This window comes from Acinetobacter sp. Tol 5 (genome assembly GCF_019702905.1).
Lineage (GTDB): Bacteria > Pseudomonadota > Gammaproteobacteria > Pseudomonadales > Moraxellaceae > Acinetobacter > Acinetobacter bereziniae.
This window is the reverse complement of the sequence record NZ_AP024708.1, coordinates 798,659-824,703: the sequence shown is the minus strand read 5'-3', so window position 1 is coordinate 824,703 and position 26,045 is coordinate 798,659. Positions and strand designations below refer to the sequence as shown.

The window sequence follows — 26,045 nt, the reverse complement described above, 5'->3', positions numbered from 1 at the left end:
TACCTTACAAGGTTGATTTAAAAGTAGACAGCTTTAATCTTCATCAGTATTTATAAAATAATTCTAATGCAGACCATCGATGAATCCTGTGTAAATTGTTTCCAACTACAATAAATGATACTGCAAACTTAAAATATTTTCTTTTAAGCGTTTTGGATAACCAAAAAAATCAAGGGCTTTAACAAGCCCTTGATCAAATCAGTCGTTATCTAAAGATAGAAGATCATTTGGACTGCTGATGCTTCTCTTGCTGTTTTTTCTCAAAATCGCGAACCATTTGAATGCGTTCTTGAGTTGCAGGATGCGAAGATAATGCATCCAGAATTGCTAAAGACTGATTTTTATCCGACTCTTTTTGCGATGAAGGCGAACTAGCGGATGCCTTTTTATCAGCATTGGCAGTTTGACTCGCATTGTCAGCTTTTTCTGAATCTTCTGTTTCATCACTTAAACGTTGTAAGAAATTGGCAAAATGTGAGACTTCAATGCCCTTTCGATCCATCAACTGTAAAGCATATAGATCAGCTTCAGATTCAAATTTACGTGAATAATTTGCACCAATCATTGCAGCAGGTAATGAAGTAAATAAGTCCGAACTATCTCCCGTCATGGCAATATACAAGACGCTAAGCCCTAAACTGGTTAAGCCTTGTTGTAGGCTATGGCGCTGAATTAAGTGACCTTGCTCGTGCGCCAAGACGCCTAAAATTTCTTGATCACTATGTGCCATTTCGATCAATTCATCCGTGATAATGATGGTATTGTTGGGCAATGCCACCGCATTGGCACCCAAGCGCCCTCCTTCACGAAAAACCAATTTGGCAGGTTTGCCTTCAGCCACTGTATTTAAATATTGTTTGGAAATTAAATCCTTTTGACCTTGAGCCAATTGGCTGGGCGCTGTCCAATTATTTAAAACATAGGTTTCGGCTTCATCCCCTAATTTTTTCAAACTATTTTCAGGCAATTGAAAAGCCACATAATGTGAAGCAGCTGGAACGCCCCATTTGACTAAGGCAAACACAAAAGCAACCACAAAAATCACGCTAAAAATGATCAGGCTTGGTGAACGTTCAAGTTTCCAGATTGAATGCTGAACTTTTTTAGTTCCATAATTAAACCATTCAGGTAATGCTCCATGAAACTCGATACGCGCATCGTCTTTTAATTCAATCACAGGATGTAATTGCCCAAGCGCACCAATCAATGCCATATCTGAATATTGATAGCGACGATGCTGCTCTAAACGATCACCATAGCGAATCAGAACTTCAGACTCAGATTGAGCTGAAATCTGTGCATGGTGCGGTTTAGACACCACACCATCATAGAAAATAATATCTACAGGTTGTGACATAGATTATTCAACTCATATCATTATAAAGAAATATCAATGTCAAAAATGTCACTGATTTCTTCGGCTAAAGCGCTTTGTTCTTGCTGTGCCAAATTCATCATTTGATCTGGATCATCATGCAAAATTAAGCTCATCGACTCAACCTGATATTTGTGAATACGAATCGCAGCCCAAGCAGACATCAATCCTATGCTTAAAATTTTGACAATCCAGTTTGAGGCAATAATCCATGCGTAACGCCACTGATTGCAATCTGTTTTAAACTGGCTGTTGCCGACCGTGGTATTGTTCCATGTGGTAATAAAAAGACGTGCAGCGATTAATGGATAAATAAATAATCCAACCACTGCATACATGATAAATATCCCAGTAATAAAAAAGCTTGGTGAGAAGCCTGCAACAGTGCCAATGATGCCGAAATAAACCACAGAAAATGCAATAATTACACCAATCGACATAAAAATCGGCGCATAAACTGCTGCCATATAAGCAGACCAATCTGCATTTAATTTAAAGTTTAACTGCCCTGCATATAAATGATTGAGATAATATTTTTTATATAGCCATATCGCTACAGGCGAAAAGATACCCAAAGTAAAAATATACACCAATATGCTCAAGAAAAAGACTTTATAAGACTCTTTAGTGGTTCCAGCAAAATAAAATCGGCTGTTCCCGAATTTACTGTTTCGCGCAGTAAAACGCATAGTTGCACGAATCAACCAAGGGACTGCAGCATATAACACAACCAACCCAACCACAGTTGCTATCATTGAATAGTGGGATGAAATGGAAAATGCTGCGTAGATCCCCAATGCGATCAAACGCCCTATTAAAATTTTGGTTGGTATACCCGTAAAGTCAAAACGTCGCTGAAAAAACTCCGTGTTTCCATAAAAATAACGTAAACGACGAACCTTTGCCCAAGGTGCATACAAACTTAAAGTCACAATGGTCAATAGGATATTGACAATCCATATTCCAAAATACTCCATTGCATCACCATGAAACTTAAAGCGGTGAACTTTAGGGTATTGTTGGTCTGTATATTGCGGAATACTGGGTGGTGTGAGCTGTTGATCCACATTCAAATGATCAGGAAATGGAGGTGGAATTTGATCTTGCATATTATTCTCTTTATTCAAATTATGATGGTGAACTCAAGTTTTCATAATAAAAAATATCAGTGCCAGTGTATATTTTTTCTAAACTGAAAGAAATAGAGTAAAAGCAAACAAATATTTACTTTTACTCAGCATCAATTTGCTTTTTTTAATATTTTGGGATAAATCGCATTCTACTTTTGCAATTGTAAAGCATGGAATTGCAAATGATCATCCATAAAACTTTGGATAAAATAATATCCATGATCATAGCCTTCGTGAAATCTCAGGCTGATCTTTTGCCCAACAGCATTACACGCTTGCTGGAATTTCTCAGGATTCAATTGACTATAAAATTGATCTTTTAAGCCTTGGTCTATCAAAACCTCATCAAACAGTGAACCCTTATTAAGCAACAACTGCGTGGCATCATGTTGGCGCCATACTAATTGGTCATCCCCTAAATAATGGGAAAAAGCTTTTTCACCCCAAGGACATTCACTTGGTGCGCAAATTGGCGCAAAGGCAGACACAGATTTAAAATAATGTGGATATTTCCATGCCAATGTTAAAGCGCCATGTCCTCCCATACTGTGTCCAAAAATACCGATCGCATTTGATTGGATTGGGAATGTTTCAAGCGCCCAAGAATACAGTTCATCGACGATATAACTTTCCATTTGAAAATGTTCAGACCACGGTGCCTGAGTTGCATTGATATAGAATCCAGCACCTTGTCCCAAATCCCATGAATCGCCTTGAGCAACGTCTTGACCTCGTGGCGAACTATCTGGCGCAATCAATATTAAACCGAGTTGTGACGCCAAGCGCTGGGCATGCGCCTTAATAATGAATGTTTCCTCAGTACAGGTCAGACCAGCCAGATAAAACAATGCTGCACACTTTTGCCCTTTTAAAGCTTGAGGTGGCATATAAACAGCAACTTTGCTTGCACCTTTTAAATAATTCGACTGAATCTGATAAATTCGTTGTTCACCATCGAAACAAATCGTGTTACTTAAAAGTTCCATTGCCTTCTCTCTCTAAATTTGGATTTACAAATTGTTTAAGGTTTATATCACTCACCTGATGCCTAAATGACAATAACCATCAAGGTTTAGCTGGATCTAACTTTTCATTCTGACTTTGTGCGGAAGCAATCACACCTTGTTGTGGAAATAAATGCTGCTCCAATTGAGGCAACATCAATTCCATATTTTTTCCAATCACCCACTGCGGCTCAGATGGATCAAATCCTTGTGCATTTTCCCATTTCGCAACTGTTTCAGATGCTTCTTTAAATGCCGCTTTTAATGAGCCTTGTTCACGCATTGCTTGATCAAAGAACGCTCGACCGAAATAAGTATAATCTGCTTCATTTGAACAACCAAATGATGCACGATCAGCTGCAGAAGCAGTAATAATTAAGGTATCTGGTGATTGCAGTGCTGAAACAAAACTACCTGAATAGCAGGCTGATATAACGATTACTTTCCAACGAATACCCGATTTATCTAAACTTTCTCTGAGCCATTTTGGATCAACATCGCTTAAATCAATCGGTTCATTTTCCAATTCAAAACGATTCGGTAAACCGTGTGATGTCATATACAAAAACAACACATCACTTTCACGATTCATTTGCTGCCCGATACGGCGTAAGGCGAGATCTATACTGGTTTTTGAAGCGATTGGGGTCTCGTTAATACTTGCAGGATTATTCACCAACTCGATAGAGCGCCCGAATGTTCCAAAACGCGTATCGAACTGCTCTTTAATTCGATCAATCTCAAATTTAAATACATCCTGATAACTTGCCCCTGCCACACCTAAAAAGTACCAGTGTGTTTTGGCAAACTCACCAAACTGAATTTGTTCTAATGCTTTATTGAGTAAACGACTTTGGGCATAGAACGCATTTTCACTGATACTCGGTGGAACCTCTTCTACTTTCCAAATCGGCTGCTCTTTAATAGATACTTGCCAAGTAAACAGCGTCGCAACCGTAGCAAACATGATCAGCGCACGTTCCCACCACGGCCATTTTAACTCTCTCGAAAACACCCAAACCACTGCAAGGCTCTGCCAAATAAATAAAGCAAAGAACAACAGCGGAATCACATCATAAGTGAAATACGGTAACAGATCATGATTGCCCAGATACTGTAAAAGACACTGAAACAACATGATATGCGTATCAAGCACCAACCATAATAATGCAGGCACCAACATTAAACGTGGATTATTGGTCCGTTGAGAGAGGAATATCCCAACAATCAAAGCAATAAATGGCCATAAAGCATAACTGACTAAGCCTTGACGATTAAATACCCCACCATCACCTGCGACCAACCAACTAAATAAAGTATTGGCACAAGCACCCAACAGCCCCCAAAAAATAAGCTGTAAAATTGACGGACGAACAATTTGTAAAGACTTTCGCGAACCCAAGAATAACCAGATCCCTGCACGTTGGTTACTTTTCAAATCATGCCAAAAGTTAATTGAGGGTTTAAGGTCTATCATATAGATTCTGTTAAGGCAGTCGCTTCAATCAGCCTATCTAGTTTAGGCTTGGCTAAAAAATTATCAATGTTTGATTTAACTATATATCAATAATTCGACTATTATTGAAACAGTTACCAAACTACTCAATAAGATTGCTGTTAAAATAAGCATCAAAACGACAAGCATCCCCTTGCCACTGATGATGGGTTAGTTGATCATTTAAAAATACAGCCAATCGAGGACGTTTTACCACAACCCGTTTGGCAATGTGTTGAGCTAAGACTAAAAGATGATCTCCTAAATCCATTTCACCATCTTCTGGAAGCAGCATGTGCAATAACTGCATTTGCTTTTTGACTTGCGCCTGCTTTTTGACTGCCTGCTGATGTTGATCACGTTGCGGAAACATGGGATCTAAATAAACCACATCGACTGTTTGTTTGTCTTGAATCAATTGCTCTAAATAGACGGTGGAATCCGAAAAAATTAAATCAATTCGCGCAACGACTTTTCCTAGAAATGGATCATTTTCAGCCTGTGCTTTTGCATCTTCAAGCAAAGTAAACAAAATTGGATGACGCTCTACCAAGCGAATATTGGCACCCAGATAAGCCATCAACAAGCTGTCATGACCTAAACCTGCTGTGGCATCGACCAATTTTGGTTTTTCTGAAAGATGACAAGCACGAGCAATCATTTCTGATTTTAAACTGGCACGTTTTAGACGTGGTATTTCAGCTTTCCAATCAGGCTGCATTCTCATGCCATTGGCACATAGACTCAAACCTTGCTCATTAACACATAGTGCGAGTTCAGGGTTTAATCTTAAAAAACGCGCGTTGAGTTTTTCAATCACCTCTATATTAACCACGACTCCACGTAGAGAAAGCACAGTTTGATAAGACTGTGCTTTCTCTAAAAAAGTGGATTCTGTAAATAAGCGAATCTCGCTTACCATAATTTCCAACCTGTTAAAGCAAATAATAAAATGATTAAACCTGATGCAATGCGATACCAAGCAAAGACCATAAAATCACGTTTGGAAACATAAGCCACCAAAACACGAATCAGAATTAATGCAGAAACAAACGAAACAATCAAACCTACAAAAAATACGGTCCAATCTTGAGTAGTTTCATAAATATGATAGTTTTTAAAAAGATCTAATAACCCTGCACCGACAATGACAGGAATACCTAAGAAAAAAGAAAATTCAGTTGCCGCCTTACGCGATACACCCAACATCATACCGCCAATAATTGTTGCGCCTGAACGTGAAGTACCTGGAATAAGCGCTAAAACTTGAATCAAACCAATATAGATTGCTTCTTTAATCGTAATATTGTCGACTTCAACTGCATTAACTTTAGGTGGATTTTTCTCTACCCACCAAATAATTAAACCACCAACAATTAAGCCAATCGCTACTGAAATATCATTAAACAAAAGTTCTTTTACGATATCACCGCAAGTCAAACCCACAATCATGATCGGAATTGAAGCAGCAATAATGCTCACGCCTAAATGTCGACCTTTAGGCTCGCCAGAAAACAGACCGATAGCAGCTCCCCAAAGCTTGCCCCAATATTCATAAATGACGGCAGCAATTGCCCCCATTTGAATCGCAACAACAAATAAGTCGCTCTTTTCTTTGGTCCAGAAATTCATTAATTCAGATGCAAGAATTAAATGACCTGTACTTGAAATAGGTAAGAATTCGGTAATACCTTCAACGATACCCATAATGGCTGCTTTGAGTAGCAGTAAAAGATCCATGTTAAATCCTAAAAAATTAAATCCTAAAAATTAAAGCGAGAAACGATTATGGCTTGCCTTGTTCTGGTATTTTTTTCCATGCATTATCACGCAAATATACAGGTAATGCCTGTTCAGCACTGAGCCATTGCTGTTTCAATGCATGTTGTCTTGCAATCGTCGCAATATCGTTGGCATTTGCAGTAAGCTGCTGAAATTTAGTCGCTTCAGCATCGACCAATGTTGCACCAGAACCAATTAAAGTATATTTTTGATACGCTACAGCCTGCTGATAGTCTAATAATTTTTCTTCATCTACAAGTTGCATAATGTTATTTTGATCGAGCTTAAAACTCGCCATATAAACTTCATTCATACGTGCATCTAAAACGGCTGTAACTTCTAGCAATTGAGCATGTTGATATGCTGCCTGAGCCAATGCTTGTAATGTAGACACAGGAATGACAGGAATATCATGTGCCCATGCCAATGCTTGGGTCACTGCGGCATTGATACGTACACCGCTAAAAGAACCAGGTCCACGGCTAAACGCAATCGCAGTCAGCGCTTGATTACTGATTTGGTTTTGCTGAAAGCCTTGCTCAATCATTGGCAAAATCGTTTGAGTCTGTGCCTTTGCTCGCGTATCAAGTTGAAAATAGAGTGTTTGAGTTTCATCAACAATCGAAACGGAACACTGCTCATTGGCAGTTTCCAATGCCAGCAATTTCATGCACAACCTTACCGTATTAAAAATGCTGCCTATGATACTCCACTCATTTCATTAGCGCGAGAACTAAGCGCTAAAGCCTGTCAGATAAAATCCATCAGATCAAATTCATCTACAAAAAATCAAGGCAATAGACTTTTTTCCTGAGCAAAAAAGATGTTAACGCTCTCGATGGCAGTGTTCCGTTGAATATCTTTAACGCATGGATACGACTTAAGCAAACTGATTAAATTTTCTTAAAATATAAGGCGATGAAAGCAATTTATTTATGTTATGTAATTTTTCTTAATGGGATGAGTATTGAAGCGAGAGTACTGCATGTACCCCTCGCCCGAAAAAAATAAAGGCTTATTCAAAGACATCATTCATTTTTAAATGACGCTATTCACTTTGAAACAACCATACTAATCAAACTTAAACTCTTCTAAATTGATAAAATCTTTATAGTGTGAGGCATAATGCATTGCACTCATTTTTAATAAATTAGCTGCATTTTCATCTAAAGTTCGAATGACTTTCCCTGGAGAACCCACCACCAACGAATTATCTGGAATGACTTTACCTTCAGGAATCAAGCTATTGGCACCGATAATACAGTTTTTACCAATCACAGCATGATTTAAAACCACTGCATTGATACCAATCAAACTATTCTCACCGATGGTACAACCATGCAGCATTGCTTGATGTCCAATAGTCACATAATCGCCAACGTGTAATTCAATACCTGCATCAGTGTGTAACACTGCGTTCTCTTGAACATTACTGAAATTCCCTACATGAATTTTCGCATTATCCGCACGAATAACGGCACCAAACCAAACACTGACTTGTTGTCCCAACTCTACTTGACCAATTACAGTTGCATTATCAGCAACCCAACCATCAAAAGGCTCATGTAACGCTTTAGGTGCCAGTCCTTTAAATTTATACATCATCGTGTGATATTCCTTTCAATTTTTCCCTGTAACAATACTTTTAAATATAAAACTTATTTTCGATTAAAGATTTGAGATTTAAATGATGGAGAATTCAATAAAAATGGCCAGTTTTTCTGATAATCCAATCCATATTTAAATAATGAAATTAGAATTCTAGCCGTTAAACCCCAAATAATTTCATTTTCGATTCGCAGGCTAGGAAAATATACAGATTGATGTGCCAATCGCACTTCATAAGGAATGGGTTGTGATTCCATCATTTTTTTAATCGGTGCATAAAAAATACGATCGATTTCAGTCGGTTGTGGAATCAATTGAATATCAGGTGGAATTAACCCCACCACAGGTTTCACCGTAATTCCGCTTTTTGCTCGCTCCATGGGTAAATCACCAATCAGCTTGACATCAAAAGGATTTAACGCAGTTTCTTCCCAAGCTTCACGTAAAGCCACAACAATATTACTGGTATCATTCGGATCACGCTTACCGCCCGGAAATGAAACTTCACCAGCATGGTTTGATAGATATGCAGAACGTCTGGTCAACAAAATTTTAGGATCAGCTTCCTGAGTAATTGCAATCAGAACCGCAGCATTGGCAGGAAATGTTCTTCTGCCAAAACGTAATCTGTTTTGCAATATTTGTGTTAACTCATGATCCTGCATGTATCTCACTCAATATTTTTGTTCTCTTTCTATCATATATGAAATTTTATGGATAAGGCTATAAATGATGCGAAAGTAGAATTTTTCAGTTATGCTGAGTTATCTCACATTTTCAATGAAGCTTATGAGTTTTTGCAGTGTTTGTGGTCATTCGACAATCGAAAAAATTCCTTTAGGTGATCAAAAAATCCGTAAAGTTTGTACACACTGTGGCACTATTCATTATGTCAACCCTAAAGTTATTTGCGGTGCACTTGCCCTTTGGGAAGATAAAGTTTTACTTTGTCGCCGTGCAATAGAACCTCGCTATGGGCTTTGGACATTACCTGCTGGGTATATGGAACTGTTTGAAACCATGGAGCAAGGTGCAGCACGTGAAACACGTGAAGAATCAGAAGCAGAAGTAGAAATCGAACAATTGTACTGTATGTATAATATTCCACGCATTGGACAGATTTATGTGTTGTTTAAAACACAAATTAAAGATGGTTTTTTTGGTGCTGGAGAAGAAACACTCGAAAGCCGATTATTTGAAGAACATGAAATCCCTTGGAATGATTTAGCATTCCCAAGCGTTGAACGTACATTACGTCATTATTTTGAAGATCGAAAAAATAATATCTTTCCAATGCACTTAGAAACATTAGGAACACGTCTCGACCAAACAGGTTGATTAAAAATTATTTTATTGATAGTCAATTATATAGAGAGCTAAAAAAATCCCCCAATCTCAATTGGGGGATTTTTTTAGCGCAATGAGATTATTTGGTTTTCACTGTATAACACTGTGGCAAACTTACCGATAGCGTCCCTTGCTGACGCTTCGCTAACTCTTTTTGTTCTATAGTAAGCTTATCTTTATTAGTATCTGTATTGTTATAGATTGCCTGATAAACCGCTTGTAAATTGACCCAAGTTGCCGGAATTGTTTTGTCTCCATCCCAACTGGTTATATTCACCCCACTAGAGGTATTTTGTTCATTAATCAATCGTTGAAGGTTTAAACGAATACCGCCAGAAGAGACTGAAGCTTTATTTAAGTCATCGTTGGTAGTCCCACTCGTAGGGGTAACGACCAATTTTTCATTTAATCCCACTAAAGCACCATCAAGACTTCCAAAAATAGGATTGGCTAAAATCATACGCAGTGTAATTGATTTTTCAATATCCCCATTAATATAAGCAGTTCCTGTTGTACCCAGTCGATATTGTTGAACACCTGTTTCTTTATCAATGTAAGTGCTTGGATCGACATCCGCACAGGTATTTGAATTTAAAGTACCATTTCGACCAAGGTTAGTACGGATATCCCCATTTTCATCAATCACAATACCTAGGGTTTGAGTATTTGGATTAACTTCAGGATTCGTAAACGTAAATGTAATATTGGCATACAGTGGGAAGTAATATTTTTCTCCAGTTTTTACTGTATTTTTCGTCATGAAAACTCTTCGATCTAGATAGTTCGCAGGATTGGTTTTATAAATATCAATACCACCTGAAAGCTGATCCGCATTGAGTGTCTGACGCCACTTACCATAGACCGTCGTATCTGTCGGAGCAGTGGTCGCACCAGTGGCACGTTTATACATATATTCCGTACCAGCTACATTGGTATTGTTCAGCAATGTACCTTGATAAATGCTCAGTTGATCCGTGGTGGTTTGATCTTTTTTAAATATCAATGGATTGGTGATTTTTCGGGTGAATGGACTGATCCAACCTTGCTGGGGATCGACATCTAACTTTTGTGGAACCACTTGATTGAGTAAAAGGAACTTTAACAATGAATCAGCAATGGTACTACCTTCAACTTTTTGCGGAACACCTACCCATTGCATCGCATAACCTGTGGTATAGCCTTGACGATCAGTCACGAGGTACATATTGGCAATTGATTCGTTCTTCGTATTTAAGTCACTCTTCCCTGTAAATCCTTGAATATCAACATTTGCCCCACTAAAAATCAAGAAGTTTGTAGAGTAAATATTAACCAGAGACTGTTGAATCAAACGCTGTGCTGTTAATTGTGCCGAATCGTTATCGACCGTTTCAAGATTAAGCCATGGTTTTAATTTTTCTATATAGCTGCCATCAAGAAAATCAGCAACACCAATATCCGCAGGTAAATCTTTCAGATTATTTTTTAAATTATCAGATAATTCGATTGGCTGAATGTCTCCAACTTGGTTGTTATTTTGCTCTACGCCGATCGCTTGGAAAACACGAACTAAGCCAACCATGACTTTAAAAGTATCATCGCTCATATCCATACTGGCAGGTGTTTTGCCTGTCATGGCACTTGCGATATCAATCAAACCAATCGCAGCAGGTTGTCCCCTCACCTTTAATGGACGAATTTTGTTTAAATCTACATCCCCAAAAACAATTTTACGTTCTGATTGAGAACCCTGAATATAAAATTTTGCCTTATCACCAATTAAACAACCGCCAGAAGCCAAACCACCTTCTAATTTGGTGTTGAAATGATTTCGAGTATCTGTACTACAATCAAAATTTAATCCAGTCACTGGATAATCAACATAAAAACCTAAACATTTTTCATAAGATGCATCACAGCCATTGGTATAAGTGACAATACCTTTGTAGGGATCTTCATTGACTGTTGAACTTTCACCACCACAACCAGTAAGTGCTAAACCTAAACTCGTTAAAACGAAAGGGGCTAATACTCTTTTTTTCATAATCTCGTCCTTACTGAATAACACTCAGCTTAATTTGTCCATGATTTGTTAACTGTTTATTTTCAACATCTATAGCTGAGGATAATGGTGTTAAAAATAGATAAGTCGCTTTTTCTGGTTTTCTCAACACACCTTCCATTGCGGCATATTGTAAATTGTTGTCATGTGATTCTTCATTTTTAAAGCCACTGACACCTTCAATGACACAGCCTTGTTCATCTAAAAATACAACTAAAGGCCAATAGTAGGTTTGTGTCTTAGAAGAGGATGCGTAGGAGGTCAAAAGTATATTTTGTACCTGAGCATCTAATTTCACCACTTCATAAGCAAAATGCGCTTTAATCGGCGCAACAGGCCATAAACCAATCTCTTGATTTTTAAGTGATAAACCTTTTGCTTTAAGTATTTTTTTACCTGTGAAACAAGCTTGTTCTAAATTATGAACCACTTCGTCTTTAGGTAATCGGAAATAAGTTGAAGATAGCACGACTGGTTTTTTTTCGTCAGCATCTGGATTGCCTCGAATACGGTTTAAGAGACTTGTACTCAGTCCCTTTTGTCGTTCAATTGTTTCATAACGCCCATGTACTGCACCAATTTCTGGGGTCATATAAAATCGCTTTTTCCCCTCGAGATTAAATTCACGATCTTCCAGATATTCATTATTCACATACTTTTCACCATCAATGATGGTGAAATTTTTGTCTTCAGTTTCTTGGATACTCTGCGTTTTAAGCGCAGCTTTGGAAATTTGTGAGTTCTGAGTCGTTAAACTCTTTTGTTGTTTTTCGACTTGTTTAGCATCATGTTGTGATTTAGCTATTTCAGCAGTTTTGGTTTCTGGAACAACTACAGCTGTTTTTTCTTGTTCATCTGGCTGTACTGATGACGAAACAGTTTTTTGTGGTTGCGGTGAACCCTTAACAGTTTCTTGCGACTTTGTTTGGATTTCTGATGAATGCTTAGTTAAAGGTATCACAGGTTTTTTTGGCTCTGGCGCACTTGTAGGAAAACGCTCAGGTTGAGTCACATTTTTATTTTGTGTTGTGCTGGATTGAGGTTGAATAGCCTCAATAATAGGTTTTACAGTTTTGCTTTCATTCTTCTCATTATTTTTTTGTTTGGTTTCAGGTTTTGTTGATGATTCAGGTTTTTGGATAATCATCGGATGCCCATCAGGTCCGATAATGGTATAGAAACTGGATGCATAGCAAGCTGATGTGGCTAAGCTCATACCAATTACCAGCCACAAAGAAGTCAAAACTATTTTTTTCTCAGCTTTTAAATGCATTACCATCTCGTTCTGTAGTTAATCCCTAGAATTGTGACTTTGGTATTTGTTTTTACATTCAATCCAGCATATGGGTTGAGCAGTAAATTATCTACCCCTGTTTTATTCGCTAAACTACTGGTATTTGCAGGAATATTATCTCGGCTACGTAAGAAGCCCACAGATAAATCAATATCCGTATCTTCATCAAAACGGTAACCTAAACCTAAACCGAATAATTGAGCATTATTGATCGGTACCATAGTATTTCGTTTATCAGCCGGAATCGCACTGGCACGAGGTTCATAACCTGCTCGAAGTTTTAAACGGTCATTGGCTGAATACTCAACACCAATTCCCCAGCTCCATGGTGATTTAAAGCCAAGCGGGAAAGCCAATGAAGTATCTGTGACTTGATTGGATAAAAGTTTAGCAATTTTTAATGCTGAAATTTGGCGATCAAACTCAAATTGGAATTTTTCCCACGCTTTAAAGTCTGTCCACCCAACATCGAAATTCACTTGTAAATCAGGTAAAACCTTATATTTTATCCCTGCTTGGAAATGTGCTGGATATTCCAAATCCATTGCGATCAAACCAGATTCTGTTGGTGGTATATAACCTGGAAACCCAAGAATCGCAGCAAGGATCTGCCCCGTCGCAGATGAGTTTAAGCCTTTAATCAGTTCTCTTGGCGCGTTGGCATTATCAATAAAATATTTACCTTTCATACGCATTTTTGCCGAGCTTTGATAGACCATACCAAAACCAAAGTTTTCAGTTGGCTCCCACATTAAACCCAAGTTATAGCTTGGACTCAGACTTTGTTCTAAAGAAACCTGCATTTTCCCGAACTGACCAAAAGGATTCATCCCCTCATTGGCATTACAAATACCAAATAGCAAAAGATCCGTGATCATATTGGAGTTATTTCGGAATGGTCCACAAACAGACTCATCCACCATTCGTAATACGCCAATCATTTCATTGGGGAAGCGTAAGTCTGTCTTTAGTGCCATGGCATTATATGACATCCCAATCGAAGCTCCCAAAGAGAGTTGATCATTGACTTGATATGCAACAGAAGGTGATAAATATGTAATACGTTCAATGGCAACCTGTTGTCCCATAAAGTTGCCGGGATTTTTATCTTCTGAACCAAATCCTGCCACCATCGGTGCGTAAGCTGCGGTTGCATAGGTTAATTTTGAACCTGGCGGATTATATGAAACTCCACCAGTAGGCGCCAATACTGGCCATCCGGGTCCCAAATCTACAACTTTCTTTAAAATAGGAATGTATAAACTTGCATATTCAACGTCACCACGTACAGAGTCTTTATAGTCTGTACATAAGCTGGAAGGATTATCAGGTGCATCATTACAGATTAAAGGATCATCAGAATAACCAAATACGTTATAACCTGGCGGTGCAGAAAACTCTCGTTGAACATCAAAGTTTGCAATGATACCTTGTACGTCGGTCTGTAGACCTTTAAGTTTCGTCAATCCAGCCGGGTTAAAATGAATTGCACTAATTCCTGGAGGGTCTGCAGTAACAGCATTCCCCATCGTCAATGAACGTATATCTACAGATAGGTTAAGCCCTAAATGTGCAAATACTTGAGTTGAACACCCTGTTAATAAAATTGCTGTTACTAATGGGCGCAAACGTATGTTTTTCATACCTTACACTCCTTAGCGAGCTTTTTTCTTACCAAAGCCAATAATATCTAATGGGAAGGACAATCCAAGTGAAATATCCGGTGAATCCTCAGTTAAACCAATGCCCAATGTACCATTCACAATGGTTTCAGGATTGACTCGCACACCTAAAGCAATCGAGAACATACCACTTGATTGATTCGCAGCATCATATTTTTCACGTCCCTTTTCAGGGGTTGCTGGATTTGCCTGATAGGTAAAGGAGGTATTCATATTAAATGATTGTTGATATGACATGGTCATAGATACATCATAGTTAAATGAATACGCAAAACCGAAAGAGAATCCGCCTGTCACTCCTGGATCAAATTCTTCTAAAACCCGTTGACCGAGCTGCTGACCACCCTGACCATTGGCATTTCCACCACCACGCACTTGGTTTAAACCAGTTTCTTTAAATCCATAGTTAGCCGAAACAGAGGCAAATAATACAACAGGGTCAATATATTTTCGGGTACTTGCACCGAAACCGACAGAATAATACCCCTTACCTGTGGAGAGATCTGTATTCGGGTTAATTTCGTATGGGCTATCCCCTGTTTTTGTCGATACACTACCAAATAAAATCAGCGGTAAACGACCAGCTTTAAGTGGGAACGGTTCCCAACGTGCTCCAAAGTTAATATCCCCTAAACCTGCGGCAGTTGCATCTTTTAAACTATCTGATTTTGCGATAAAAGGGAGAGAGGCGGTAAAGGTTAAATTATCTCGAACGCCATATTGCGCCGTAAAGGTATTGGTAATGGTATGACTTGCATCCTCGTCTACACGAAGTTGGTAAGCAGTACCTTCATTAATCCCCAAATTCAGTTGTGAATCGCGATAATATGAATAATCCAAATCATAGAAAGTTGATATTTCTCCTTTTTTAATTAAGGAATATTGCCGCTCATTGGATGTAAAAACTTCTTGTAAGTTGGTTTCCTGAGAAGCATCCCCTTCTTTCTTTTGTAATGCTTCAGCCGCTTGAGAGCCTGACTTTGGTGCTAAAGATTTTGTTTCATCTTTATTAATCTGTACATCTTCTTTAGCTGGAACAGCTTGATCTACTGCTGCTTCAGCACTTGCATCAACCTCAGTATTTGTTTCAGCCGCATATAAACTTCCAATTGCAAACTGAATACTCACTGCAAGTAAAGTTCTTTTCATCCATTGATTATTCATATTATTCCTATCCCAAAAAATCCAATTCAGTTATGTAATTTTTAGTCCATCTTTTACTTACGTTTATAATAGAGTCGTAGGTAAGTTGTAATTGGCTGATTATAGGTTGCTGACTTGGTATCTAGGTCAATTACTTTACGCATGGTTGATGCTTTATCTGCCAATCTATTGACGTAATCTGTTGAATATTGAGCCTCTACCAATGCATAACGATTAATTGTTGCATCATCAACATGACGCATATCCGCCTCTTGTAAAGCCAACATATTACGTTGTTGGTCCTTAGGCGCATTAATCATAAATAAAGTATTATTTTCCCAAACTTGCTTAAAGCGCTCTTGGTCAAAACTAATATTTCCTAATGCAGGGTCAGCTACATAGACCCGACCATCTTTATACGCTTTAAATACGACAAAATGTTTAAAGCCTGCATAAGAAATAGGCACAATCACAGGTTGATTTTGATTAATTAAGTCTGTGAATTCCCCTTTAAAGCCGCCGCTCTCATAACCAATCGCAGCCACAAAACGTTTCATATCCAACAGAGAAAAACTTCGACGTTCGATAATACGGTTGTATTCTCCAAAACGTAATAAACCTTCCATGGTTTGCTGTTCAGTTAAATTTGTTCCGACATATCCATTAAGCAATGTCGTGAGCGCCGCAGAGCCACAACTATAGTCATATGCCTGACGGACGATCCCACGGAATTGATTTTCTAAAGCAGGTTTAATCTGTACCATCTCACGATGATTTCGTGAGAATGATGGGTCTCGAGAATCCGCAAGCTCAGTATAATAAACAGCATCCTTTGGCTTGGGTTTTACATCTAGCGCATGGTTGGCAAAATAGTACATTAATGCCGAACCTAAAGTAATTTCTAACATAATTTTAACTATCAAGTATCGGCAGTATTTTGCCTAAAGTGCTGATTTTATTTTTAGAGTGAACACTCTACATCCCTGAAACTAGAAGATACCGTTTTTTGAAAAAAAAAACAGTCTTTTTTTGAACTTTTGTCGTTTTTAGGACGTTTTTTTGTAAAAAAAAACGCATGCTCTGCATGCGTCTTTTTACAACCAATCAATTCTAACTTAGTGACCAGAAATAGTCAGTTTTACACCATTTGGCGTAGCTGAACCACCGTTATAGAATTTCATACCTGTAATCGAAACATCACCGATTGAGCCTGTACCTGTACCTGTACCAGCAGTTCCTGGAGTACCTGGTACAAAACCTGTACCACCACCCAACACGACTTTAGTTAAATAAATATCTGTACCTGTTGCACTTTTCATTGCTGTTACAGCTAAACCTTGTGGTGTTACTGCAATATCAGCATCTAAAGCCAAATTTGCTGAACCTGTATCAGTTACTTTTACGCCACCTAAAACGATATAACCGCCACCACCAGCAGAAGCATCTTTAAATGCTAAGTTACTGATTGATAAACCACCAATCATTGAACCATTCAATTTAATCATTGCACCTTGTGGTGTATTACCCAATTGAATGTTTGCAGTTGTTGCGCCTACATTTACCGTTAAACCACTTAAAATTTCAGCAGAACCAGCATCAGGCTTATAAGCTCCCGCCGTACCTGTCACGTTATTAACTTCAATTTTACCTAAATCAATTTTAAGCGCATTAATTGCTGCCGCTACGTTTAAAAATGGCTTGCCCGTTGCTCCAGCTGTTGCACTACCATCAGTATCAATTACTAAATCAGCTAGATTACCAGTACCTGTCTTGGTCACAACCACATTATTTAAAGTGATCGCACCCGCTTTACCTGAACCACCAGTTGTTGCGTTTACAGCCAAACCATCACCATCAAAAACATGTAGTTTAGCAATTTCGATTTTAGAAGCATCAATACCAACATTGATACCATCTTGACCTGTGGTTGCACTCAGTGCAGCATCATCCATTGCTTGCAGAGCCATTGCATTTGAGCTAACAGCAACAGCAGAAACTAAAGCGAGTTTAGTAAATAATTTCATAATCCGTACTCTCCCAAGAGCATTTTTTTTCATTTTTAACCACTCTCCGTAGTTCCCTGTTGTTTTTAGTTGTTTTACAACTTAGAACACCAATCCTTGAGTAGTCCGTTTTGCCCTTTTAAATTAACTGTATGTTACTTTTTGTTCAACTGCTGTTTATCAAAAAGGAGATGAAACCGATAAACGGTAAGCAGTTTCACTACATTATGTTATTTTTTTGTTCAACCGCTGTTTATCACAAAGTTGATAAAACCGATAAACGGTAAACAGTTTTTTCACCTTGGTTTTCAGGTAGAATATAGCCGAATCAATCAATTTTTCTTTTTGAGTTCAATCTCCCTATGTTTCGGAAGTTATTACATTTTCCATCAAACAGCATTGCTACAGTATTACATCGACTTCACTCGCTTTTTGGTTGTGTCTATTTAAAAAATTCAGGGCAAGATGTCATCGCCTTCTTACCTGAAAAGTATTGTATTTCAACCTCACAACAATATGAGACTTATACACGAACCGACTTTAGCAATTATCAAAAAGATCAAAATACAAATAAGTTCGATCATTTTTTTTCTTTTAATCCACTCTCCTCTTCGGATACCGTTGAAAATTTTCAAGGAGGTTATATTGGATTTATCGACTACAATTATGCCAGTGCCCAACATATTGATTCAGCAACAAAAGCCCAGCCTAATTTTTATATGGGTGAATATCAAACTTTTATTCATATTGAAAATCAACAATTAGTTTTCTGCAGCTTAGAATCTTGTGCAGAAGAATTTTTCACATTCGTACAGAATCTACTACATACAAATCAAGCACCAAGCACATTTAAACTCAACACGCTTTGTCAAGCGATGTGGACAAAACAAGACTATGCACGAGCTTTTACCCAAGTTCAAGAATACATTAAGGCTGGCGATTGCTATCAAATCAATTTGACACAAGAGTTCAGCGCAAAGGCGCAAGGCTTACTTTTAGATACAGCTGAACGTTTTTGGAAACTGACTGATGCACCTTATTCAGGTTATTTAAAACTTGATGATTTTGAGTTACTGAGTTGTTCACCTGAATTATTTATTGATTTTAAAGCGGATCGTAAAATTATCACTAAGCCCATCAAAGGCACGATGCCACGTTATGATGATCCTGATTTAGATCAACAATCCAAAGATCAGTTAATTCATTCTCAAAAAGATCAGGCAGAAAATGTCATGATCGTTGATTTGTTACGTAATGATTTAAGTGTATATGCCGAAACAGGTTCAGTAAAAACACCTAAACTTTTCAATATTGAGTCTTTTAACCAAGTCCACCACATGGTGAGTGAAGTCACAGCAATATTAAAACCTGAAGTCAATCCATTAGATGTACTTTTGACGGCTTTACCAGGTGGCTCAATCACAGGCGCACCAAAAATTCGAGCAATGCAAATTATTGAAGAGTTAGAGTGTGCTCCGCGGGGTGCTTATTGTGGTTCTTTGGGATATTTTAATTTTGATGGTACAGGATCTTGGAATATTCTGATTCGCTCCATTCAAAAACATCAAAATGACGTTTCTGTATGGGCAGGTGGGGGAATCACCATTGCGTCTGACTGCGATGCTGAATATCAGGAATGTTTTGATAAAGTTTCCGCAATGCTTGATCTGCTCAATACTTGGTATCAGCCAGAAGACCAATAAACGGAACGAAATTAATAAGCATAATTCACGCAATATAAATAAAATGGCTTTTGTTTCCCTATCAGCCATTTTATCTGCATCACAATAGCAAGGCGACATCCATGTCGACCACATGCAATAATTACAGTTAAGACAAGATATCCTGCTTTAAAGTATCAACAAGCCGTTGATTTTGCTCATCTGTACCTATCGTAATCCTTAAGAACTGGTTAATACGAGGCTTATTAAAATAACGGACAATAATCCCCCTTTCACGCAACGCCTGTGCAAGTTCACCAGCATCTTTAGACGGTAAAGATGCAAATATAAAATTCGCTTTAGATGGCAGCACTTTAAAGCCTATCGCTTCTAAGTCTGCAACCAGTTTGTCGCGACTGAGAATCACTTTTTGACATTGCGCTTCAAAGTATTCTTGATCTTCAAAAGACGCAACGGCAGCAGCAATGGCAAAACGATCAATCGGATAGGAGTTAAAACTATTTTTAACAGCTTCTAATGCTGCAATGAGATGTGGCTGTGCTATCGCAAATCCAACGCGTAGTCCCGCTAAAGAACGAGATTTTGAAGTCGTTTGACAGACCACTAAATTCTCATATTTTTCAACCAGCTGTACCGCAGATTCTGCTCCAAAGTCAACATAAGCCTCATCAATCACCACCACAACATCTGGATTGGATTGTAAAACTTCTTCAATAGCATCTAAACCCAATGCAATACTGGTGGGCGCATTTGGATTGGTAATAATAATTCCACCATTAGGCTGTTTATAATCATCCACCACGATTTCAAACTGCTCATTTAGAGGAATGATTTTTGTTTGAGCAGAAAGCCCAAAAAACTGACTATAAACAGGATAAAAACTATAGGTAATATCTGGATATAAAATAGGCTGATCTTGTACGAAAAAAGCCTTAAAAATATGGGCTAGAACTTCATCTGAACCGTTGCCGACAAAAACATTGGCAATATTGACATGCTGTTGTTGAGCAATTGCTTGTTTCAATGCAGTTGCATCGGGATCTGGATAAAGTCGTAATGCATCCGCGGAATTTTCCAAAACAGCTTCAACCGCTTCAACCACTTTCGGCGATGGCGGATAAGGGTTTTCATTGGTATTCAGTTTTAATAAATTTTGAATTTTAGGCTGTTCTCCCGGGACATACGGATCTAACTCACGTACCTCAGGACTCCAAAAACGCATTTGTTCAGGACGAATCTTTGACATTTTCTTATCTCTTATTTGCCTCATCTGCCTCTTACACCACTTTAAGTGCAACTCACTAAAAGCGCATTGAGAGAAGGTAATTCAAAGCTATCAAAATAAATGCCAGAGACTCTGCATTCTACTTTAAATAGCTTCCTCTCTTTTGCTTTGAGAGGAATTTGCATTACATAATCAATGAGGTATTCAATTTAATTACTGGTAACGGTATCGTGCAGATCGTGCATGTGCATCCAAATCCTCTTGCTGAGCAAGAAGATCTGCTGTTTTAGCCAGTGGTTTAACCCCCTGCTCAGAACACATGATTAAACTTGAACGTTTCTGGAAATCATAAACACCCAAAGGTGATGAAAAACGTGCTGTGCCTGATGTTGGCAATACATGGTTAGGACCTGCACAATAATCACCAATCGCTTCAGGTGTATAACGTCCCATAAAGATCGCACCTGCATGGCGAATGCTTTCTGACATCAATTGTGCCTCATCCAAACACAACTCTAAATGTTCTGGCGCAACTTGATTAATTAAATCAATCGCTTCTTGACGGTTTTTAACCAAAACTAAAGCTCCACGATTCGCAATCGATGTTCGCGCAATCTCTGCTTTTGGCAAAGCAGCCAAATGTGCTTCAATTGCCAGCTCCACATCATTTAAAAGCTGCTCATCCGGTGTGATAAAAATTGCCTGTGCAACAGCATCATGCTCTGCTTGTGACAATACATCCATCGCCAACCACTCTGGATTATTTTCACCTTCTGCATACACTAAAATTTCAGAAGGTCCAGCGATCATATCAATTCCCACTTGACCAAAAACCGCACGTTTTGCAGCGGCAACAAAACGATTGCCGGGTCCAGTGATTTTATCTACCTGTGGAATTGTTTCTGTACCATAAGCCAATGCCGCAACTGCTTGAGCACCTCCAATGGTAAATACACGATGTACTCCAGCCAGATATGCAGCAGCCAAGACCAAAGGGTTTAATTCACCATTCGGCGCAGGTACAACCATGATAATTTCTTGTACGCCAGCAACATGTGCAGGTATGGCATTCATCAGCACAGAAGATGGATAAGATGCCAAACCACCTGGAACATAAATCCCAACACGATCTAAAGGTGTTACTTTTTGCCCCAAGGTATTGCCCAAACCATCAATATAAGTCCAACCTTCTTGTTTTTGTGCTTGATGAAATGAACGAATACGTTGTGCTGCCATTTCTAAGGCGTCACGAATTTCAACCGTTAACCCCTCAAATGCAGCTTTCAATTGGGTTTGTGACAGTTCTAGATCTGAAAATTGATGCGCTGGATGTCGATCGAACTGTTGAGTGAGTTTTAATACATGTGCATCGCCATGCTGACGCACATCTGCAATAATTTGGTCTACTGTTTTTAAAAGCTCAGGATCACTCACTGTTTCAAAAGCTAACAAGTCAGCAAAGACTTGTTTAAAGTTCTGCTCTTGAGTCGATAAACGTCGCATCAATTTACCCACAAGGTTGTTTAAGAAAGATTTAGTTTACCTTGTTTTGAACATCTTGTGGGCAAAGATCACATAGTCAATTTAACTTAGTTTGATAGGAAAGTCTGATGAGGAATACTGTTGATCATACAAAATCTGATTTAAGTACTCACATCTGGATAATCCCAGTCACTATCTGCCTGAATTAACCAATTCAATGCACCGTGTCTTTCAACAACAACCGATGAGTTTAGATTTGCAGGTGCTTGCTGCTGTTTTAAACGCGCATCCACACAAGCCCAATCATAACGATAAATTAAATCTGCCTGATCTAAAATTTCCTCAATCTCACGTAATTTCACTTTGCTCATAAAAGCATCAAATGTTTCACAGGAGGTCACCGCTTGAATCGCAAAATCACAATCAATAATATGATCAGGATAAGTGAGCTCATCCACGAGACCTAAAGCCCATAACAAGACCCAATAAGCTTCGTATTTCCAAACCATATTAACAACGTCTTGTTCAGATACATCACGCTTTAAAATCGCCTGCTCTTTTTTGGTCAATTCCGCTAAAACTTGCATTTTTTTTAAAATATCAAATACAAATTCCTGCGTTTCATCATCGTATTGATCATTGTTTAGATCACAAGCCACCTGAATGACCCATAAACAAGCAATCGCTCGTTTTGCAATCTCTTCAGCTGTACGCATTTGCGCTTCTTCCACAGATTCGATCACAGGTAAGTGATCAATATAGGGAATTGAATTTTGCTTAAGGATCTGTATAGATTGATTTTTACGTTGTTGAGGCGTTTTCATCTGAGCTTTTATATATGAATGACTATGATGTTTTATCATAAACCGTATTTAGGTTATGCCATAATTTGTTAAAAATTTGATTTTGATTATAAAAAAACACCACTCTAGTTTGAGTGGTGATTTTGATTATACATTGACTTGAGGATATTACTTTTGCTGTTCACGCTCTTCCACTGCTTTTTCAAGCTGTGCAAGTATAGGATTTAATAAAGTTTGCTTACGCTTAAAGCTTGCTTTATTCACAATCAAACGTGAAGACACTTTGCAAATTTCTTCCAAAGGTTCTAAACCATTGGCACGCAAAGTATTTCCTGTATCAACCACGTCTACAATGTAATCCCCTAAACCTACCAAAGGCGCCAACTCCATTGAGCCATAAAGTTTAATCACATCGACTTGCTCACCTAGGCTTGCATAGTATTGACGAGTTAAATTGACATATTTTGTGGCAATCTTTAAACGTCCTTTAGGACGTACCATGCCCACTTTACCTGCAGTCATTAACTTACAATTGGCAATTTTTAAATCTAATGGTTCATAGACATTTTGAGCGCCATGTTCCATTAGCACATCTTTACCTGCGACACCAATATCTGCCGCGCCATTTTCAACATAAGTTGGCACATCAGAAGCGCGTAAAATTAAAATACGAACTTGTTTATGTGTGGTTGGGAAGATTAACTTACGCGATTTATCTGGGTCTTCCAGTAAGTTAATTCCCGCAGTTTCAAGTAAAGGAAGCGTCTCTTTGAGAATACGTCCTTTACTCAATGCCAAAGTCAAACCATGATCAAAATTGCCCATAACGTCAAAATTTGGATCATCGTTTCTCATATCGCTCATTAACTTGTCTCGCTCACTCGCTTAATTTGGGCACCTAGACCTTGTAATTTTGCTTCGATATTCTCATAACCACGGTCAATATGATAAATACGATCAACAATGGTTTCGCCTTCAGCTGCCAAAGCAGCCAAAACTAAAGAAAATGAAGCACGCAGGTCAGTTGCCATTACAGGTGCAGCAGATAGTTTTTCTACACCTGTCACAATAGCATCATTACCTTCAACCTGAATATTTGCACCCATACGAGCCAATTCAGGAACATGCATAAAACGATTTTCAAAAATCGTTTCAGAAATTGTTGCGAAGCCACGACCAATTGCATTTACAGCCATGATCTGTGCTTGCATGTCTGTTGGAAACTCTGGATGAGGTAAAGTACGGAAACTGACTGCTTTTGGACGTTTGCCCATCATATCAAGCTCAATCCAGTCTTCACCACGGGTGACTTCCGCACCCATTTCTTCAAATTTATCTAAAACAGATTCAAGCAAATTTGGATCAGTATGGGTGGTTTTTACTTTACCGCCAGTGATTGCCGCAGCAGCCAAATATGAACCAGTTTCAATACGATCAGCAACCACTGAATACTCACAACCGTGTAGGCTTTCAACACCTGTAACCACCAAGGTGTCTGTATCCAAACCTTCGATTTTTGCGCCCATTTTAATCAGCATTTGCGCTAAATCTGTAATTTCAGGTTCGCGTGCAGCATTACGAATCGTCGTGACCCCATCAGCCAAAACAGCTGCGGTTAAAATATTTTCAGTTCCACCGACCGTCACCATATCAAAGATGACTTCACCACCTTTCAAACGTCCATCGACTTTGGCATGTACATAACCCGCTTCGACCTCAATTTGCGCACCTAAAGCTTCCAACGCTTTTAAATGCTGGTCTACAGGGCGTGAGCCAATCGCACAACCACCCGGAAGTGAGACTTTTGCACTACCATAGCGCGCTAATAATGGTCCAAGCACCAAAATTGATGCACGCATGGTTTTTACCAATTCATAAGGTGCAAATTGATTATCCAGAGTAGAGGTGTCCGCAATCACGGTTTCTCCCTCGTAACTCATGGTGACGCCAAGACCACCAATCAATTTAACCAAGGTACGGACATCTTTTAAATTTGGGACATTTCTTAAAGTAATTGGTGTGTCTGCAAGAATCATTGCAGCCAACAAAGGTAATGCCGCATTTTTTGCACCCGAAATACGTACTTCACCTTCGAGTTTTACACCGCCTTGAATGACAAATTTATCCATTGACGCTTAAGCTCCAAACATACTGGCTTTGCGCCATTCTTCTTTAGTCATCGCACGAATAGTGACCGCATGTACTTCACCACTAGCAATATAACTGTTAAGTGGTGCATAAACAGCTTGTTGACGAGGAACAGGACGTTTCCCTTCAAACTGATCATCGACAATACGGAGATCAAATTTACCTGCTTGTCCACTGACAGCAACTTCAGCATCAGGAAAAGCTGCTTTTAAGATTTCAGTGAGCTGTTCACTATTCATTGCATCGACCTCTTATTAGGACTAACAGTGTAAAAACTGGCTATTTTACTATAACTCACTAAAATAATTCATTAGCTGGTACAAAAAATATAGATAAAAAAAAGAGGTATTTTCAACCTCTTTCTAAAATGTTTAAAAATATTGAAGTTTAAGTCGCTAAAATATTCATCGGCTGATAATCCAGCTGCATTTTACGATGCTTATCTAATTGTCTTTTTAATTTATCGGTCAGCTTAGTAATGGCATTATACATATCATCCGCAGTTGCTTGCGCAAAAAGCTCGATCCCGGGCAAACGAACAATCGCTTCTGCGATATGATTTGCACTGCCTTTTTTTGATCTTTTATCTAATTGATGATCTTTACTTAATTTCACCTGCATACTGTTCACTTGATCAATATGCTTTGTCATCTGCGCGAATCTATCTCGAATATTTTCTTCTATTGCAGGTGTAATGGTTAAATGATGTCCACGAATTGTAATTTGCATAGCTTTATCCCTCTCCTTTTATAGGAATATGAAAGTCATAACCAAAACGATTTCATGACAGAATTCACCAAG

The 26,045-nt window shown here is 38.5% G+C and carries 24 protein-coding genes and 1 pseudogene; 3 read left to right on the top strand and 22 right to left on the bottom strand.

The genetic code is table 11. The features are described from left to right. Window positions 1-223 precede the first annotated feature (223 nt). The 9 genes from TOL5_RS03945 to TOL5_RS03905 form a co-directional block, all read right to left on the bottom strand. Window positions 224-1,357 carry a M48 family metallopeptidase gene (locus TOL5_RS03945; RefSeq protein WP_046760923.1) on the bottom strand — a complete coding sequence of 378 codons (1,134 nt, stop codon included), beginning with the start codon at window positions 1,355-1,357 and terminating at the stop codon, window positions 224-226. A gap of 20 nt (window positions 1,358-1,377) precedes the next feature. Then, window positions 1,378-2,484, bottom strand: a complete 1,107-nt coding sequence (locus TOL5_RS03940) for a YjgN family protein (RefSeq protein WP_121774128.1) — start codon at window positions 2,482-2,484, stop codon at window positions 1,378-1,380. A gap of 170 nt (window positions 2,485-2,654) precedes the next feature. Continuing rightward, complete coding sequence (gene fghA / locus TOL5_RS03935; RefSeq protein WP_121774129.1) at window positions 2,655-3,491, bottom strand: S-formylglutathione hydrolase; 837 nt, start codon at window positions 3,489-3,491, stop codon at window positions 2,655-2,657. A 79-nt stretch (window positions 3,492-3,570) separates the two neighbouring features. Further along, window positions 3,571-4,986, bottom strand: coding sequence for a C13 family peptidase (locus TOL5_RS03930; protein WP_005033652.1), 1,416 nt, complete (start codon window positions 4,984-4,986; stop codon window positions 3,571-3,573). A 121-nt stretch (window positions 4,987-5,107) separates the two neighbouring features. Next, entirely contained in the window at window positions 5,108-5,926 is an 819-nt protein-coding gene (locus tag TOL5_RS03925) for a class I SAM-dependent methyltransferase (RefSeq protein ID WP_121774130.1), read from the bottom strand. Further along, a complete protein-coding gene (locus TOL5_RS03920) occupies window positions 5,920-6,744 on the bottom strand; it encodes an undecaprenyl-diphosphate phosphatase (protein WP_009585249.1) in 825 nt (274 codons plus the stop codon). Before TOL5_RS03920 ends, TOL5_RS03925 begins: the two co-directional genes overlap by 7 nt. Before the next feature lie 46 nt (window positions 6,745-6,790). Further along, a complete protein-coding gene (gene tsaB / locus TOL5_RS03915; RefSeq protein WP_121774131.1) occupies window positions 6,791-7,456 on the bottom strand; it encodes a tRNA (adenosine(37)-N6)-threonylcarbamoyltransferase complex dimerization subunit type 1 TsaB in 666 nt (221 codons plus the stop codon). Window positions 7,457-7,857: 401 nt separating this feature from the next. Then, window positions 7,858-8,391, bottom strand: coding sequence for a gamma carbonic anhydrase family protein (locus tag TOL5_RS03910; protein ID WP_004830067.1), 534 nt, complete (start codon window positions 8,389-8,391; stop codon window positions 7,858-7,860). 53 nt (window positions 8,392-8,444) lie between these two features. Further along, entirely contained in the window at window positions 8,445-9,059 is a 615-nt protein-coding gene (locus TOL5_RS03905; protein WP_004830068.1) for a CoA pyrophosphatase, read from the bottom strand. 124 nt (window positions 9,060-9,183) lie between these two features. Between TOL5_RS03905 and TOL5_RS03900 the strand changes: the two genes are divergently transcribed. Next, window positions 9,184-9,732 carry an NUDIX hydrolase gene (locus TOL5_RS03900; RefSeq protein ID WP_009585212.1) on the top strand — a complete coding sequence of 183 codons (549 nt, stop codon included), beginning with the start codon at window positions 9,184-9,186 and terminating at the stop codon, window positions 9,730-9,732. Between the two features lie 88 nt (window positions 9,733-9,820). On the opposite strand, the gene TOL5_RS03895 is transcribed toward TOL5_RS03900, so the two are convergent. The 5 genes from TOL5_RS03895 to TOL5_RS03875 are packed head-to-tail and all read right to left on the bottom strand — an operon-like array spanning window position 9,821 to window position 16,809. After that, window positions 9,821-11,764 carry a hypothetical protein gene (locus TOL5_RS03895; RefSeq protein ID WP_121774132.1) on the bottom strand — a complete coding sequence of 648 codons (1,944 nt, stop codon included), beginning with the start codon at window positions 11,762-11,764 and terminating at the stop codon, window positions 9,821-9,823. A gap of 10 nt (window positions 11,765-11,774) precedes the next feature. Continuing rightward, entirely contained in the window at window positions 11,775-13,055 is a 1,281-nt protein-coding gene (gene filE, locus TOL5_RS03890) for a putative pilus assembly protein FilE (protein WP_121774133.1), read from the bottom strand. Beyond that, complete coding sequence (locus tag TOL5_RS03885; protein WP_121774134.1) at window positions 13,055-14,719, bottom strand: OmpP1/FadL family transporter; 1,665 nt, start codon at window positions 14,717-14,719, stop codon at window positions 13,055-13,057. The genes filE and TOL5_RS03885 overlap by 1 nt, the downstream gene beginning before the upstream one ends. A 12-nt stretch (window positions 14,720-14,731) precedes the next feature. Beyond that, window positions 14,732-15,922, bottom strand: a complete 1,191-nt coding sequence (locus TOL5_RS03880; protein ID WP_005033673.1) for a hypothetical protein — start codon at window positions 15,920-15,922, stop codon at window positions 14,732-14,734. Window positions 15,923-15,975: 53 nt separating this feature from the next. Then, the gene (locus TOL5_RS03875) at window positions 15,976-16,809 is read right to left on the bottom strand and encodes a C39 family peptidase (protein ID WP_005033675.1); all 834 of its coding nucleotides are present in this window, start codon (window positions 16,807-16,809) and stop codon (window positions 15,976-15,978) included. Between the two features lie 123 nt (window positions 16,810-16,932). Here TOL5_RS03875 and TOL5_RS22685 point away from each other — a divergent pair. Beyond that, window positions 16,933-17,061, top strand: a pseudogene (locus tag TOL5_RS22685) (hypothetical protein); the annotation flags it as partial. Here TOL5_RS22685 and TOL5_RS03865 read toward each other — a convergent pair. Further along, entirely contained in the window at window positions 17,017-17,925 is a 909-nt protein-coding gene (locus TOL5_RS03865) for a DUF6160 family protein (protein WP_042086075.1), read from the bottom strand. The pseudogene TOL5_RS22685 and the gene TOL5_RS03865 sit on opposite strands and share 45 nt — an antisense overlap. A gap of 341 nt (window positions 17,926-18,266) precedes the next feature. On the opposite strand from TOL5_RS03865, the gene TOL5_RS03860 reads away from it, so the two are divergent. After that, window positions 18,267-19,607 carry an anthranilate synthase component I family protein gene (locus TOL5_RS03860; RefSeq protein ID WP_121774136.1) on the top strand — a complete coding sequence of 447 codons (1,341 nt, stop codon included), beginning with the start codon at window positions 18,267-18,269 and terminating at the stop codon, window positions 19,605-19,607. A 127-nt stretch (window positions 19,608-19,734) separates the two neighbouring features. On the opposite strand, the gene hisC is transcribed toward TOL5_RS03860, so the two are convergent. From hisC to hpf, 7 genes are all read right to left on the bottom strand, one after another. Next, on the bottom strand, window positions 19,735-20,832 hold the full coding sequence (hisC, locus tag TOL5_RS03855) for a histidinol-phosphate transaminase (protein ID WP_009585228.1): 1,098 nt from the start codon (window positions 20,830-20,832) through the stop codon (window positions 19,735-19,737). A gap of 192 nt (window positions 20,833-21,024) precedes the next feature. Beyond that, window positions 21,025-22,326, bottom strand: coding sequence for a histidinol dehydrogenase (hisD, locus tag TOL5_RS03850; RefSeq protein ID WP_080768153.1), 1,302 nt, complete (start codon window positions 22,324-22,326; stop codon window positions 21,025-21,027). Window positions 22,327-22,454: 128 nt separating this feature from the next. Next, window positions 22,455-23,117: a DUF4272 domain-containing protein gene (locus TOL5_RS03845; RefSeq protein WP_009585199.1), complete on the bottom strand. Its 663-nt coding sequence runs from the start codon at window positions 23,115-23,117 to the stop codon at window positions 22,455-22,457. Window positions 23,118-23,264: 147 nt separating this feature from the next. Then, entirely contained in the window at window positions 23,265-23,960 is a 696-nt protein-coding gene (hisG, locus tag TOL5_RS03840) for an ATP phosphoribosyltransferase (RefSeq protein WP_004830084.1), read from the bottom strand. Continuing rightward, on the bottom strand, window positions 23,960-25,225 hold the full coding sequence (gene murA, locus TOL5_RS03835) for a UDP-N-acetylglucosamine 1-carboxyvinyltransferase (RefSeq protein WP_004830086.1): 1,266 nt from the start codon (window positions 25,223-25,225) through the stop codon (window positions 23,960-23,962). The genes hisG and murA overlap by 1 nt, the downstream gene beginning before the upstream one ends. Window positions 25,226-25,231: 6 nt before the next feature. Beyond that, the gene (gene ibaG / locus TOL5_RS03830) at window positions 25,232-25,483 is read right to left on the bottom strand and encodes a BolA family iron metabolism protein IbaG (protein ID WP_004830087.1); all 252 of its coding nucleotides are present in this window, start codon (window positions 25,481-25,483) and stop codon (window positions 25,232-25,234) included. Window positions 25,484-25,631: 148 nt separating this feature from the next. Next, window positions 25,632-25,973, bottom strand: a complete 342-nt coding sequence (gene hpf, locus TOL5_RS03825; protein ID WP_004830088.1) for a ribosome hibernation-promoting factor, HPF/YfiA family — start codon at window positions 25,971-25,973, stop codon at window positions 25,632-25,634. Between the last annotated feature and the right edge of the window lie 72 nt (window positions 25,974-26,045).